Source organism: Kitasatospora sp. HUAS MG31, assembly GCF_040571325.1.
GTDB lineage: Bacteria > Actinomycetota > Actinomycetes > Streptomycetales > Streptomycetaceae > Kitasatospora > Kitasatospora camelliae.
In genome coordinates this window covers 1,996,248-2,009,546 of the sequence record NZ_CP159872.1, presented here as the reverse complement: position 1 = coordinate 2,009,546, position 13,299 = coordinate 1,996,248, and the positions used below count along the sequence as shown (strand labels likewise).

General features: G+C 74.1%; 11 protein-coding genes. 6 read left to right on the top strand and 5 right to left on the bottom strand.

Annotated features, from left to right (window positions below; translation table 11 throughout):
• Positions 1 to 191 precede the first annotated feature (191 nt).
• Both hrpB and ABWK59_RS09350 read right to left on the bottom strand, forming a co-directional pair.
• Positions 192 to 2,744 (bottom strand): ATP-dependent helicase HrpB, encoded by a 2,553-nt coding sequence (hrpB, locus tag ABWK59_RS09355; protein WP_420492751.1) that lies wholly within the window; start codon positions 2,742 to 2,744, stop codon positions 192 to 194.
• A gap of 2 nt (positions 2,745 to 2,746) precedes the next feature.
• Entirely contained in the window at positions 2,747 to 3,631 is an 885-nt protein-coding gene (locus ABWK59_RS09350) for a class I SAM-dependent methyltransferase (protein ID WP_354639523.1), read from the bottom strand.
• Positions 3,632 to 4,047: 416 nt separating this feature from the next.
• Between ABWK59_RS09350 and rpsA the strand changes: the two genes are divergently transcribed.
• Both rpsA and ABWK59_RS09340 read left to right on the top strand, forming a co-directional pair.
• On the top strand, positions 4,048 to 5,535 hold the full coding sequence (rpsA, locus tag ABWK59_RS09345; protein ID WP_354639521.1) for a 30S ribosomal protein S1: 1,488 nt from the start codon (positions 4,048 to 4,050) through the stop codon (positions 5,533 to 5,535).
• 178 nt (positions 5,536 to 5,713) lie between these two features.
• Positions 5,714 to 7,906, top strand: a complete 2,193-nt coding sequence (locus tag ABWK59_RS09340; protein ID WP_354639519.1) for an MMPL family transporter — start codon at positions 5,714 to 5,716, stop codon at positions 7,904 to 7,906.
• A gap of 88 nt (positions 7,907 to 7,994) precedes the next feature.
• Here ABWK59_RS09340 and ABWK59_RS09335 read toward each other — a convergent pair whose 3' ends face one another.
• Positions 7,995 to 8,408: a MarR family winged helix-turn-helix transcriptional regulator gene (locus tag ABWK59_RS09335; RefSeq protein WP_354639517.1), complete on the bottom strand. Its 414-nt coding sequence runs from the start codon at positions 8,406 to 8,408 to the stop codon at positions 7,995 to 7,997.
• A 62-nt stretch (positions 8,409 to 8,470) separates the two neighbouring features.
• Between ABWK59_RS09335 and ABWK59_RS09330 the strand changes: the two genes are divergently transcribed.
• The 3 genes from ABWK59_RS09330 to ABWK59_RS09320 all read left to right on the top strand — a co-directional run bounded on the left by ABWK59_RS09330 (position 8,471) and on the right by ABWK59_RS09320 (position 10,603).
• Entirely contained in the window at positions 8,471 to 9,109 is a 639-nt protein-coding gene (locus ABWK59_RS09330) for an MBL fold metallo-hydrolase (protein ID WP_354639515.1), read from the top strand.
• A gap of 150 nt (positions 9,110 to 9,259) precedes the next feature.
• Entirely contained in the window at positions 9,260 to 9,799 is a 540-nt protein-coding gene (locus ABWK59_RS09325; RefSeq protein ID WP_354639514.1) for a hypothetical protein, read from the top strand.
• A 228-nt stretch (positions 9,800 to 10,027) separates the two neighbouring features.
• The gene (locus ABWK59_RS09320; protein ID WP_354644884.1) at positions 10,028 to 10,603 is read left to right on the top strand and encodes a class F sortase; all 576 of its coding nucleotides are present in this window, start codon (positions 10,028 to 10,030) and stop codon (positions 10,601 to 10,603) included.
• On the opposite strand, the gene ABWK59_RS09315 is transcribed toward ABWK59_RS09320, so the two are convergent.
• Positions 10,590 to 11,537: an alkaline phosphatase family protein gene (locus ABWK59_RS09315; RefSeq protein ID WP_354639512.1), complete on the bottom strand. Its 948-nt coding sequence runs from the start codon at positions 11,535 to 11,537 to the stop codon at positions 10,590 to 10,592. The genes ABWK59_RS09320 and ABWK59_RS09315 overlap by 14 nt on opposite strands.
• A gap of 258 nt (positions 11,538 to 11,795) precedes the next feature.
• On the opposite strand from ABWK59_RS09315, the gene coaE reads away from it, so the two are divergent.
• On the top strand, positions 11,796 to 12,395 hold the full coding sequence (gene coaE / locus ABWK59_RS09310; RefSeq protein ID WP_354639510.1) for a dephospho-CoA kinase: 600 nt from the start codon (positions 11,796 to 11,798) through the stop codon (positions 12,393 to 12,395).
• Between the two features lie 34 nt (positions 12,396 to 12,429).
• Here coaE and ABWK59_RS09305 read toward each other — a convergent pair whose 3' ends face one another.
• The gene (locus ABWK59_RS09305; RefSeq protein WP_354639509.1) at positions 12,430 to 13,281 is read right to left on the bottom strand and encodes an SAM-dependent methyltransferase; all 852 of its coding nucleotides are present in this window, start codon (positions 13,279 to 13,281) and stop codon (positions 12,430 to 12,432) included.
• Positions 13,282 to 13,299 lie beyond the last annotated feature (18 nt).

Sequence of the window (13,299 nt, the reverse complement as noted above, 5' to 3'; positions counted from 1 at the left end):
CGCTGCCCTCGGCGGTGCCGCACCCTCGCGGTGGTGGGGGGGTGGACGCTGTCGGGAGAGCGTGGTGCGACGTCCGGTCGTTGCCGTGCTCGGGCAGGTGGCCTTCCGTTTCGCGCAGTTCCCCGCGCCCCTTGCGGGCTGGCTGGTTGCGTTCGGCCGGCGCAGTTCCCCGCGCCCCTGAATTGCCTGGATCAACCGGGTGCGTTGGTGCGTCCCCGGGGGTTGGTGTGGCGGGTGGGGGTGGCGGTGGTGGGGTCCTCGGGCCAGGGGTGGCGGGGGTAGCGGCCGCGGAGGTCGGCGCGGACGGCCTTGTACCCCTCGCGCCAGAAGCGGGCCAGGTCGCCGGTCACGGCGGCGGGCCGCCCCGCGGGCGAGAGCAGGTGGACGGTGAGCGGGACCCGGCCGCCCGCGAGGGCCGGGGCGGTGTCCCAGCCGAACAGCTCCTGGAGCTTGACGGCCAGCACCGGCCGGTCGTCCGCGTAGTCCACCCGGATCCGCGACCCGCTCGGCACGGTGATCCGCTCGGGCGCCAGCTCGTCCAGCCGTCCGGCGTCGCCGCCGGCCCAGGGGAGCAGCCGCTGCAGCGCCGCGGCGGTGTCGATCCGGGCCAGGTCGGCCCGGCGCCGGGCCCGGGACAGCTCGGGTTCCAGCCAGGCGCCGGCGGCGTCGAGCAGGGCCTCGTCGGAGACGTCCGGCCAGGGGTCGCCGAGGGTGCGGTGGAGGAACGCGAGCCGTTCCCGGAGTCCGGTGGCGGCGGCCGGCCAGCGGAGCAGGGTGCCGACGCCCTCCCGGGTGAGCCCGTCCACCAGGGCGGCCCTGACCAGGTCGGGATCGGGGTCGGCCAGGGCGGCGGCGTCCAGTTCGATCGCCCCCAGCGCGGTCACCCGGCGTGCCGTCAACTCGCCGTCCCGTACCGACCAGTGGACCTCCTCGCGGTCGGTCAGCAGGGTCGCGCCGGCCTGCCGGGCAGTCGGTTCGTCGAGCGGTACGGCGCGCTGGACCCGGGCGGAGGGGGAGCCGGCGGGACGGTCCGCGACGGCCACGGCGAGCCACTCCACTCCGGAGAGCCGGGAGCCGGTCCCGAGGTCGGCGGCCGTCCCGGAGGCCATCAGGTACGGGCCCTGCGGCCCCCGGGCCCGGGCGATCCGCTCGGGGTGGGCCAGGGCGACCACCAGGCCGGCCGCCTCCCGGTCCGACGGCCCGGAGCCGTCGGCGCCCGGCCCGTCCCCCGGGGCGTCCAGGTGTCCGCGCAGCCGCCGGACCTCGTCCCGCCAGCGCCGCGCGTACGGGTCCTCCGCCCGGCGGACGGTCCGCCAGACCTCCACCAGGTCGTCGCCGAGGGCCCGCGGCGGTTCCTCGGAGAGCAGGGCGACCAGTTCGGCGGCGCGTCGGGGGCCGACCCGCGCGGCGCCGTCCAGCAGGGCGCGGGCGAGCCGGGGGTGCAGGCCGGTACGGGCGATGGCGCGGCCGCGGTCGGTGGCGCGGCCGTCCGGGTCGACGGCGCCGAGAGCGAGCAGTACCGCGCGGGCCGCGGCCATCGCCCCGGCGGGCGGGGGGTCGGGGAGGGCGAGGCCGGCCGCGTCGGGGTCGCCCCAGCAGGCGGCGTGCAGGGCGAAGGCGGTGAGGTCGGCGAGGGCGATCTCGGGGGTGGGGAACCGGGCGGCGCGGGCGTCCTCGACCTCGGCCCAGCAGCGGTACACCGTGCCCGGGGCCTCGCGGCCGGCCCGGCCGGCGCGCTGCCGTCCGGCGGCCAGCGAGGCCCGGACGGTGACCAGGCCGGACAGACCGCGGGCGTGGTCGGTGCGCGGTTCGCGGGCCAGTCCGGCGTCCACCACGAGCCGGACGCCCGGCACGGTCAGCGAGGACTCCGCCACCGAGGTCGCCAGGATCACCCGCCGCCGCTCGCCGGGTGCCAGCGCGGCGTCCTGGACGGACTGCGCGGCCTGGCCGTGCAGCTGCAGGACCTCGGCGTCCACCGCGGCGGGGCCGCCGGTCAGCTGCCCGGCGACCCGGGCGATCTCGCCGACCCCGGGCAGGAAGCAGAGGACGTCCCCGGTGCGCTCGGCCAGCGCCCGGCGGACGGTGGCGGCGACGTGCTCCAGCAGCGCGGGGTCGCACCGGGTGCCCTGCGGCGGGCGGACCGGCCGCGGCGGCGGCGCCCACACCACCTCCACCGGGTACGAGACGCCCTCGGCCGCCACCACCGGTGCGCCGCCGAGCAGCTCGGCCCAGGCGGCGGTGTCCGAGGTGGCGGAGGCACACACCACCCGCAGTTCCGGGCGGAGCACCGCCCGGACGTCGAGCAGGAAGGCGAGCGCGGTGTCGGCGTCCAGGTGCCGCTCGTGGCACTCGTCCAGGACGACCGCGTCCACGCCGGCCAGCTCGGGGTCGCGCTGCAGCCGCTGCAGCAGGACGCCGGTGGTGACCACCTCGACGACGGTGCGCGGTCCGGCCCGGCGCTCGCCGCGGACGGTGAAGCCGACCCGCTCGCCCACCCGCTCGCCGAGCAGCCAGGCCATCCGCCGGGCGGCGGCCCGGACGGCGAGCCGCCGGGGCTCGGCCACCAGCACCCGGCGGGCCGGCCCGGGCAGCCCGTCCACCAGCCCGGCCAGGGCCAGCGGGACCAGCGTGGTCTTGCCGGTGCCGGGCGGCGCCGCCAGCACCGCGGCGCCCTGTTCGGCGAGCGCCCGCTGCAGGGCCGGGACGCAGGTGCGGACCGGCAGTTCGAGACCGACCGAACGCAAGATCAGCCCCGCTCGCTGACGAAGATCGCGGTGCCGGGGATCAGCCGCCCGCGCAGCGGGCTCCAGCCGCCCCACTCCTGGTCGTGCCCGTCCGGCCACTCCGGCTCCACCAGGTCCAGCAGCCGGAATCCGGCGCCGACCAGCTCCCGCACCCGGTCGCCCAGGGTGCGGTGGTGCTCGACGTAGGTGGCCCGGCCCTGCTCGTCCTGCTCGACGTAGGGGGTGCGGTCGAAGTAGGAAGAGGTGGCGGTGAGGCCCTCGACGCCGGGCTCGTCGGGGAACGCCCAGCGGATCGGGTGGGTCACCGAGAACACCCAGCGCCCGCCGGGCCGCAGCACCCGGTGCACCTCACGCATCATGGCGGCGGTGTCGGCGCTGAACGGCACCGCGCCGTACGCCGAGCAGGCCAGGTCGAAGGAGCCGTCCGCGAACGGCAGCACCGCCGCGTCCGCCTGCACCACGGTGACCGGCGGGGTGTCGCGCTGGAGGTCGATCCGGCGCGAGTGCTGGAGCTGCCGGAAGGAGATGTCCAGGGCCACCGGGCGGGCGCCCCGGGCGGCCAGCCAGCGCGAGCACTGGGCGGCGCCGGCGCCGAGCTCCAGCACGGCCAGGCCGCGCAGCCCGGCCGGGTCGCCGAGCAGACGGGCGTCGGCCTCGTCCAGACCCTCGGGGCACCAGGTGAAGCGGTCGTCGCCGAGGAACGCGCCGTGCTCGTCCTGGTACTCGTCGGCGTTCCGGTCCCACCAGTGGCGGCTGGCCCGGCTGCTCTCCGTGGCCTCCGCCGGGCGCCGGACGGCGTCGTCGCCGTCCGGGTCGTCCGGGACGTCGGACTCGCGGGGCTCGTCAAGATCACGGAGCACGGGGTCGGGGGTGGTGGCCAAGGTCATGGAGCCCGTCGCGTAGGGTATGGGGTGCGGAAGCGCCGCTGCCGCGGTCCGGCCCTGTACGGGAGCCGGAACGGGCGGTGGCATCCGGGGATTCGAGGTCTCCGACTGCCGCCGTGAGGTGCGCATTCGGAGGATATGGCCTGATCCATCCCGGCCTCTACCGGTCTAGCCGTCTTCGGCGTTGACCGTGCTCGGCTGTCCCCGTATGCTACAAGTTGCGCTGCGGGCCTGCGCGCCTCGGACGGAGCAGGTCGCGCTCGCATCTGTCGAAGACCCCACGGTCACTAGACGGACATCACCCCGTGGTTCGGGATGGTGCTCCGTGTTCTGGGCTGTCCGGCTTTCGGTGGGAGCGATCAGGGCCCTCCGCGTGGCATTACCTACGACTTCATGTCCGTACCGGAGCCCTTTTCCTAATGACGAGCCCCACCGACACCTCTGTCAGCACCACCCCGCAGGTTGCGGTCAACGACATCGGCGACGCGGACGCGTTCCTCGCCGCGATCGACGAGACCATCAAGTACTTCAACGATGGCGACATCGTTGAGGGCGTCATCGTGAAGGTCGACCGTGACGAGGTGCTCCTCGACATCGGTTACAAGACCGAGGGTGTCATCCCGTCGCGCGAGCTCTCGATCAAGCACGACGTCGACCCCCACGAGGTTGTCGCCGTCGGCGACAACATCGAGGCCCTGGTCCTCCAGAAGGAGGACAAGGAGGGTCGCCTGATCCTGTCCAAGAAGCGCGCTCAGTACGAGCGTGCCTGGGGCACGATCGAGAAGATCAAGGAAGAGGACGGCATCGTCACCGGTACCGTCATCGAGGTCGTCAAGGGTGGTCTCATCCTCGACATCGGCCTCCGCGGCTTCCTCCCCGCCTCGCTGGTCGAGATGCGCCGCGTGCGCGACCTGCAGCCCTACGTGGGCAAGGAGCTCGAGGCCAAGATCATCGAGCTGGACAAGAACCGCAACAACGTGGTCCTGTCCCGCCGTGCCTGGCTGGAGCAGACCCAGAGCGAGGTCCGCCAGACCTTCCTCACCACCCTGCAGAAGGGCCAGGTGCGCTCCGGCGTCGTCTCCTCGATCGTCAACTTCGGTGCCTTCGTGGACCTGGGTGGCGTCGACGGCCTGGTGCACGTCTCCGAGCTGTCCTGGAAGCACATCGACCACCCGTCCGAGGTTGTCGAGGTCGGCCAGGAGGTCACCGTCGAGGTTCTCGACGTGGACATGGACCGCGAGCGCGTCTCCCTGTCGCTGAAGGCGACCCAGGAGGACCCGTGGCAGCAGTTCGCCCGTACCCACCAGATCGGCCAGGTCGTTCCGGGTAAGGTCACCAAGCTGGTTCCGTTCGGTGCGTTCGTCCGCGTGGACGAGGGCATCGAGGGCCTGGTCCACATCTCCGAGCTGGCCGAGCGCCACGTCGAGATCCCGGAGCAGGTCGTCCAGGTCGGCGACGAGATCTTCGTCAAGGTCATCGACATCGACCTCGAGCGTCGTCGCATCAGCCTCTCGCTGAAGCAGGCCAACGAGTCCCTCGGTGCCGACCCGGCGTCGGTCGAGTTCGACCCGACCCTGTACGGCATGGCCGCGTCCTACGACGACCAGGGCAACTACATCTACCCGGAGGGCTTCGACCCCGAGGCGAACGACTGGCTGCCCGGCTTCGAGAAGCAGCGTGAGGAGTGGGAGCGGCAGTACGCCGAGGCCCAGTCCCGCTTCGAGCAGCACCAGGCCCAGGTCATCAAGAGCCGTGAGGCCGACGCCGCCGCTGCCGCCGAGGCCGGCGAGGAGGCTCCGGTCTCCGGTGGCTCGTACTCCTCCTCCAGCGACGAGGGCTCCGGCGCTCTCGCTTCGGACGAGGCGCTCGCCGCTCTGCGTGAGAAGCTGGCCGGCGGCCAGAGCTGATCACGCCTGAGGGCTGATCCTTAAGCAGAACCCCCGCTCGGAATTCCGGGCGGGGGTTCTGCTTTTACTTATGCATTCTTTATGTGTAGCTGATTGTGAGATGCGGCTCATCGTCCTTCTATAGGACGAAAGCGGGATTGCACCTACATTGGGGTGAACTGTCCGAAAGGCCTCGCTTATGCGCAACCCCCGCACCACCGCCGGCCACCAGGTCGGCGGGCGGCTCGCCGCTCTCGGTCGTACGTGTTACAAGCACCGTCGTTGGGTCCTCGGCTTCTGGGCCGTCGTCCTCGCCGTCGGTGTGCTGATCGGGGGGCGGGTCTTCGAGGGGACGGTCTCCTCCAGCTCCGGCGGTTCCGAGTCGGCCCGCGGCACCTCCGTCGTCCAGGCCGCCGACCCGGTGCAGGGCACCGTCACCGCCGTGGTGGACGGCGCGCCGGTCGGGGACGAGGCCGTCCGCGGCGCCGTCACCGCCGCCACCGCCGAGATCTCGAAGCTCCCGGGCGTGGCCACCGCGGTGGACACCTACAGCGCGGGCCCCTCGCTCACCTCCTCCGACGGCAACGCGAGCCTGGTCTCGGTGCGGATGGCCGACGGCAGCACGGACGCCCAGCTCACCGCGGTCACCGACCGTCTGGAGGGCATCGCGGCGCCGGGTGCGCACGTCACCGTCGGCGGTGACCTGGTCCTCCAGAAGGAGGTCCAGGAGCAGACCGAGAAGGACACCAGGTTCGGCGAGCTGGTCACCCTGCCGCTGACCCTGATCGTCATGGTGCTGGTCTTCGGCGGCCTGGCCGCGGCCGGCCTCCCCGCGATCGGCGCGATCGCCTCCGTCGGCGGCGCCCTGCTGTCCATGTTCGGCTTCAGCCGGCTGATGGACATCGACACCAGCGTCCTGCCCATCGCCACCGTGCTGGGTCTGGGCCTGTCCATCGACTACGCGCTGCTGATGGTCAACCGCTTCCGTGAGGAGCGCGGCCAGGGCGCCACCATCGACCAGGCCGTGGAGCGCACCGCGGCCACCGCCGGCCGGACCGTCGCCTTCTCCGGGCTGACCGTGGCCGTGGCCCTGTCGGGCCTGTTCGTCTTCACCAGTCCGGTCTTCCGGGCCGTCGCGGTCGCCGGCGTCAGCGTCGTGGTGATCGCGGTCGCCGCCGCGCTGACCCTGGTCCCGGCCCTGCTGGGCTTCGTCGGCAAGCGGATCAAGACCCCCACCGCCCCCGTCCCGGACGAGGGCTTCTTCTCCCGTACCGTCCGCCGGGTGCAGCGCCGGGCCGTCCCGGTGATGCTCGCCTGTGTGGCGATCCTGGTCGCCGCCGGCGCGCCCTTCCTCACCGCGCACCCGCGCAACTCCGGCGCCGACGTGCTGCCCCAGTCCTTCTCCGCCCGGCAGGTCGCCGAGACCGTCACCGAGCGCTTCCCGGACCAGGCCCCCGCGCCGATCACCGTGGTGGTCGAGGCCGGCCAGGAGCGCGCCCAGGCCTACGCCGACCAGGTCGTGGCCGGCCTCCCCGGCGTCGCGGACGTCCGCGCGGTCACCCCGGTGAGCGACGGCGTGAGCACCGTCGAGGTGCTGGTGAACGGCGACGCCCAGGGCGAGCAGGCGAAGACCGTGGTCAAGGAGCTGCGCGCGGACCGCGGCGGCCTCAAGACCTACGTCACCGGCGACGCGGCGGCCGTGGTCGACTTCCAGCACGAGATCGCCACCCGCGGCCCGTGGGCCCTCGGCCTGGTCGCGGCCGGCACCCTGGTGCTGCTGTTCATGATGACCGGCTCGCTGGTGATGCCGATCAAGGCCCTGCTGATGAACCTGCTCTCGCTCGGCGCCTCGCTGGGCGCCCTGACCCTGGTCTTCCAGCACGGCTACTTCAGCGGGCTGCTGGGCTTCACGCCCACCGGCGGCCTGGAGAGCATCATCCCGGTCCTGGTCTTCGCCTTCGCCTTCGGTCTGTCCATGGACTACGAGGTCTTCCTGCTCGCCCGGATCAAGGAGCTGTACGACCAGGGGTACGACAGCCAGCGGGCCGTCCAGCTGGGCCTGCAGCGCAGCGGCAAGATCATCACCTCGGCCGGCCTGCTGATGGTGATCGTCTTCGCCGGGTTCGCGGCCGGTCAGATGCTCATGGTCAAGCAGATGGGCATCGCCCTGGCGGTGGCCGTCGCGGTGGACGCCACCCTGGTCCGCTGCCTGCTGGTGCCGGCCACGATGTCTCTGTTCGGCAAGCTCAACTGGTGGGCGCCGGCCCCGCTGCGCCGGCTGCACCGGCGGATCGGGCTCAGCGAGCACGTGGAGCTGCCGCCGCTGGACGTCCCCGCCACCGTCCCGGCGCAGCGCCCGGTGGACGAGCGGGAGCTGATCAAGGCGTCGTAGCCGACCCGGTCGTTCCGCCCGCGGCCCGGTTCCTCCCTGTGGAGGGGCCGGGCCGTCGGCGTGTCCGGATGCCGGTCGTCCGGGGGGGTCAGGCGAGTCGGCGCAGCAGGTCGACGGCGTCGGCCAGCCGGCGGCGCTCCTCGGGGTCCAGCCGCTCGGTGATGGCCGCGGCGATCTCGCCCTCGCGGCGCGCCCGCTGCGTGTGCAGGGCCCGGGTGCCGGCCTCGGTCACGGCGAGCAGCACCTTGCGGCCGTCGGTGGCGTGCCGGCGCTGCTCGACGAGCCCGGCCTCGGTGAGCAGGGCGACCGTCCGGGCCATCGACTGGTGGCGCACCCGCTGCAGGTCGGCCAGCTCACTGGTGGTGCGCGGTCCCTCGCGGACCAGCCAGCCCAGCACCGCGGCCTGGTTCTGCGGCAGCTCGTCACCGACCCGCAGCCGGCGTACCAGGGTGCCGATGGCCAGGCGCAGGTCGGCGGCGAGCTCCAGGGGGTCGGTGTCCATGGGATCAGCCTACCGGTCAGATCCACAGCGAAACTGCGCAGTCTTGCTGTACTGTTTTCCGTATGCGACTGACGAAGTTTGGGCACGCCTGCGTCCGGATCGAGCACGGGGACACGACGGTCGTCATCGACCCGGGCCTGTTCACCGAGGAGGACGCCCTCCACGGCGCCGACGCGGTGCTGATCACCCACGAGCACTTCGACCACTTCGCCGAGGACCGGCTGCGGGCCGCCGTCGCGGAGGATCCGGGCCTGCGGATCTGGACCAACCGCGCGGTGGCCGAGCAGCTGGAGGGCATCGGCTCGCGGGTCACCGTGGTCGGCGAGGGGGACGCCTTCGACCTCGGCGGGCTGAGCGTCAGCGTCCACGGCGAGTGGCACGCGGTGATCCACCCGGACATCCCCCGGGTCCGCAACACCGGCTTCCTGCTGGACGGCCGGCTCTTCCACCCCGGCGACGCGCTGACCCTGCCCCCGCACCCGGTGGAGACCCTGCTGCTGCCGATCGCCGGCCCCTGGACCAAGGTCTCCGAACTGATCGACTACGTCCGCGAGGCCGGCCCGCGGCGGGCACTGGCGATCCACGAGGCCGTCCTGAGCGAGCTGGGGCAGCAGGTGCACGGCCGGCTGCTCGGCACCGGCGGGCCGGGGACGGGAGCGGAGTTCGCGCAGCTCGCGGCGGGGGAGGGCGTGGACCTCTGACCGTTGACGGTCCGTCCCGGATCCTCCTCCCGGGTTGACCGGGGGTCAGAAGCACCCGTTTGGCGGTGGTATTGACCTATTTATCCGGGGATCCTCGTGCATCGAGACCGGCGGGCCGTCCGTCGGTCCCGCCGCGTACGAGGAGGACCGATGTCAGCTGCATTCGGATCGAGGGCCGTCCGTGCCGCCCGCGCGCTGGCGGTGGCGGGCTGCGCCGTGGCCGCCCTCACCGCCGTCACCGCCCTCGCCGGGCCCGCCCGGGCCGACGGCGTGCCGTCCGGCGGGGGCACCCCCATCAAGGGCCGGACGGAGGGCGGCAGCCTCGAACTGAAGAGCGGCGACATCGTCGCCTGTGCCGGGGTCGGCGACCTGCGGGTGGCCGGTGCCGACGGGCAGGAGCACCTGACGAACGGTCCGGGCACCACCTTCACCACGCCGGCCGGCACCACCGTCCGGACCGTGCAGACCGGGACGGTGGAGGTGACCGTGCAGGGCGCCTCCGCGGTGATCACCTGCGGTCCGGAGCTGTTCCCGACCACGAACGCCGTCGTCCCGTCCGGCCCCTCGCTCGCCGGCGAGGGCGGCGGCACGACCGGCACCGACCCCCTCCTCACCACCGCGGGCAGCGCCTTGGCCGCAGCCGGCATCGCCACCGCCACCGTCGCCCTCCGCCGCCGCCGCACCCCCTGACGGGCGGCCACCCGAACGACCTCCCCGCCGGGTTCGGGGCCCGGCGGGGAGGCCACACAGGAGGAGCAGGGGCCGGTTCGCAACCGGTTGGCCCCACGCGCCCCCGAAGGACCCACCGGTTCCCCGGACGGGGTGCGCCGGGCTCGTGCGTGAGAGGCGGTTGAGGTGGGTCGGAGGGTGCCGGTGGTGCTGGTGGCGGCCGTGGTCGCGGTGGGGGCCGGAGGGTGGATGGTGCGGGAGGGGACCGCGGTGCAGGCGCCGCCGAGGCCGGCCGCCGTGGATGCGTGGCAGCCACCGACCGTGGCGCCGACCCCGGCGCCGACCGTCGACCAGCCGACCCCCGTCGGCCTCCCGTGGTCCGCCCCCACCCGGGTGCGGATCCCCACGATCACCGTCGACGCCCCCCTCACCCCCGTCACCGTGGACGGCGAGGGCCGCATCGCCCCACCCCCCACCACCAGCCCCACCACGGCCGGTTGGTACCGCGACGGCGTCACCCCGGGCAGCCTCGGCACCGCCGTCCTGGTCGGGCACGTGGACACCGCCCGGGGCCCCGCCGTGTTCTGGGACCTCGGCGCCCTGCACCGCGGTGACCGGATCGAGGTCGCCCGGACCGACGGCACGACCGCGGCCTTCACCGTCGACGCCGTCCGGGTCTTCGACCGCGCGGACTTCCCGGTCCAGCAGGTGTACGGCTCCACCGGCCGCCCCGAACTCCGGGTGATCACCTGCGGCGGCGGCTACTCCAAGTCCACCGGCTACCGGGGCAACGTCGTGGTCTTCGCCCACCTCACCCCACGGTGACCAGCTCCACCGGATCCACCGGATCCACCGGATCCACCGGATCCACCGGATCCACCGGCTCCGCCGCCACCGTCTCGAACGGCCGGCCGTCGAGCGTCCAGTGCGGGTCGGGCGCGATCTCCAGCGCCGCGTAGACGTGGGCGGCCACGTCGGTGTGGTGCAGCGGGCGGGCGGGTGCCGCGCCGGGGGCGATGCCGGGGCCGTACGCGGCGATCCAGGCGGTGCGTTCGAGGACGGACCGGCCGCCGTGGCCGCCCTGGTCCACGTGGCCGTGGTCGGTGACCACGATGACCGTCCACTCCTCCTCCTGGTAGCCGGCGCGCCGGCGGAGGGCGTCCAGGAGCCGGCCGAGCCGCCGGTCGGCGGCCTCCACCGAGCGCCGGTACTCCGGCCCGCAGCCCAGGAAGTGGGCGGTCTCGTCCACCGCGCCGAGGTAGACGAAGGAGGCCTGCGGGTCGTCGTCGCTGCGGCCGAGCACGTACTCGGCCTCGGCGGTGACCCGTTCGTCGCACACCTCCCAGGCCTCCGGGGTGTCCTCCAGCGGGGCGATGTACGACAGCCGGCCCGGCGCGGCGAACAGCGGGCCGCCGCTGCGGGCGAGGAACAGCGGCTCCCAGCCGCCGGCGGCGAAGGTGCGGCGGCGGTGGACGGCGGCCAGACGGGTGGTGAAGTCGGGGAACACGTCCAGCCGGTTGCCGCCGAGGTGGTTGCCGAGCACGCCGTGCTTGGCGACGCCGACGCCGGTCACGATGGTGGCCCAGCACGGTCCGGACATGGTCGGCGTGGCCTCGTCCACCTCGACCGGGGCGAGGAAGCCGGCCGCGGCGACCGCGTCCAGGTGCGGGGTGTGCAGCTCCGGCAGCAGGTCGAGGCGGACGCCGTCGATGCCGACGACCAGGACGCGGCGCCGTCCGGCGGGCCAGAGGCTGGACATGGGGGACTCCGTTCGGTTCGAGCACGGTGCGGGGGACCTGCCGGGCACCCTAACCGGCCCGGGGGTGCGCCGGGAACGCCCCGGAGCGCCGGTGCCCGCCGGCGGAGGGCTTCCAGGAGCCTGCCGCGCCGAGGATTCGCCTGATCTTCGCCCCGCCGACCGGTGGCGTTCGCCGTCCGAGCACCGCCCGGCCGCCGGCGAGCACCGCCCTGAGGCTCCACCCGAAGGCGGGCCGGGGCCGCCCTGTAGCCTGGCCGCATGCTGAGGATCGGACTGACGGGCGGGATCGGCGCGGGCAAGAGCGAGGTGTCCAAGCAGCTCGCCGCCCTCGGCGCGGTGATCGTGGACTCCGACCTGATCGCCCGTGAGGTGGTGGCCCCCGGGACGGCGGGGCTGGCGGCCGTGGCGGCCGAGTTCGGCCCCGGGGTGCTGCTGGCGGACGGTTCGCTGGACCGGCCCGCGCTGGGCGCGATCGTCTTCGCCGACCCGGAGCGGCTGGCCGCGCTGAACGCGATCGTCCACCCGCTCGTCCGGGCCCGCTCGGCCGAGCTGGAGGCGGGCGCCGGGCCCGCGGACGTGGTGGTGCACGACGTCCCGCTGCTCGCCGAGAACGGGCTGGCCCCGCTGTACGAGCTGGTGATCGTGGTGGACGTGCCGGACGAGGTCCGGGTGGACCGGCTGGTCCGGCTGCGCGGCATGGCCGAGCAGGAGGCCCGCTCCCGGATGGCCGCCCAGGCGACCCGGGAGGAGCGGCTGGCGGTCGCCGACATCGTCATCGACAACGGCGGCGACCTGGCCGAACTGGCCCCCCGGGTCCGCGAGGTGTGGGCGACGTTGAAGCAGCGTCAGGCCGGCTGACCGGCCGCCCCGGCCGTCAGCGGGCACCGAGCCGTCACGGCTTGCGGCCGACGCCCGCCCAGATGGCGACCTCGCCGTCGGTCGGCTGGGCCGGCTGGTCCGGCCGCCACAGCGGGGCGGTGACCAGGCCCGGCTCCTGCAACTCCAGGCCGTCGAAGAACCGCAGCACCTGCTCCCGGCTGCGCATGGTGAGCTGGGCGGTGGCGTTCCGGTAGACCGCCGGGCCCTTGGCGGCCTGGTCGGGGGTGGAGAAGTCGGCGGTGCCGTGCGACATCGCCAGGTAGCTGCCGGAGGGCAGCGCGTCCACCAGGGTGCGGACGATCCCGTACGGGTCGTCGGCGTCGTCGATGAAGTGCAGGATCGCGAAGAGCAGCAGCGCCACCGGCCGGTCCAGGTCGAGCACCGACCGCACCTGCGGGTCGGACAGGATCGCCTTCGGGTCGCGCAGGTCGGCCTGGAGCACGGTCACCCCGCCGTGCCCGGTACCGGCCAGCAGCGCCCGGCTGTGCACCAGCACGATCGGGTCGTTGTCCAGGTACGCCACCCGGGCGTCCGGGTGGACCCGCTGCGCCACCTCGTGGGTGTTGCCCGCGGTCGGGATGCCGGTGCCGATGTCCAGGAACTGCCGGACGCCCTGCTCGGCGAGGTGCCGGACGGCCCGCTGGAGGAAGGCCCGGTTGGCCAGGGCGCTGATCCGCACCAGCGGGCTCAGCCCGAGCACCTTCTCCGCGGCCTCCCGGTCGGCCGGGAAGTTGTCCTTGCCGCCGAGGTAGTAGTCGTACATGCGGGCGGGGTGGGGTATCTCCGGCCGGAGGTCGACCGGCGGCGGGGGTGCGTCGGCGCCGTCCGACATCCAGTCCAGCGCCATGTCCTGATGGTCGGTCATCTCCGCACTCCCCGCTCG

Excerpts from the sequence above, each read along its gene's own strand:
- ABWK59_RS09350 (WP_354639523.1), bottom strand. The coding sequence starts at position 3,631 with ATGACCTTGGCCACCACCCCCGACCCCGTGCTCCGTGATCTTGACGAG.
- rpsA (WP_354639521.1), top strand. The coding sequence starts at position 4,048 with ATGACGAGCCCCACCGACACCTCTGTCAGCACCACCCCGCAGGTTGCG.
- ABWK59_RS09340 (WP_354639519.1), top strand. The coding sequence starts at position 5,714 with ATGCGCAACCCCCGCACCACCGCCGGCCACCAGGTCGGCGGGCGGCTC.
- ABWK59_RS09335 (WP_354639517.1), bottom strand. The coding sequence starts at position 8,408 with ATGGACACCGACCCCCTGGAGCTCGCCGCCGACCTGCGCCTGGCCATC.
- ABWK59_RS09330 (WP_354639515.1), top strand. The coding sequence starts at position 8,471 with ATGCGACTGACGAAGTTTGGGCACGCCTGCGTCCGGATCGAGCACGGG.
- ABWK59_RS09325 (WP_354639514.1), top strand. The coding sequence starts at position 9,260 with ATGTCAGCTGCATTCGGATCGAGGGCCGTCCGTGCCGCCCGCGCGCTG.
- ABWK59_RS09320 (WP_354644884.1), top strand. The coding sequence starts at position 10,028 with ATGGTGCGGGAGGGGACCGCGGTGCAGGCGCCGCCGAGGCCGGCCGCC.
- ABWK59_RS09315 (WP_354639512.1), bottom strand. The coding sequence starts at position 11,537 with ATGTCCAGCCTCTGGCCCGCCGGACGGCGCCGCGTCCTGGTCGTCGGC.
- coaE (WP_354639510.1), top strand. The coding sequence starts at position 11,796 with ATGCTGAGGATCGGACTGACGGGCGGGATCGGCGCGGGCAAGAGCGAG.
- ABWK59_RS09305 (WP_354639509.1), bottom strand. The coding sequence starts at position 13,281 with ATGACCGACCATCAGGACATGGCGCTGGACTGGATGTCGGACGGCGCC.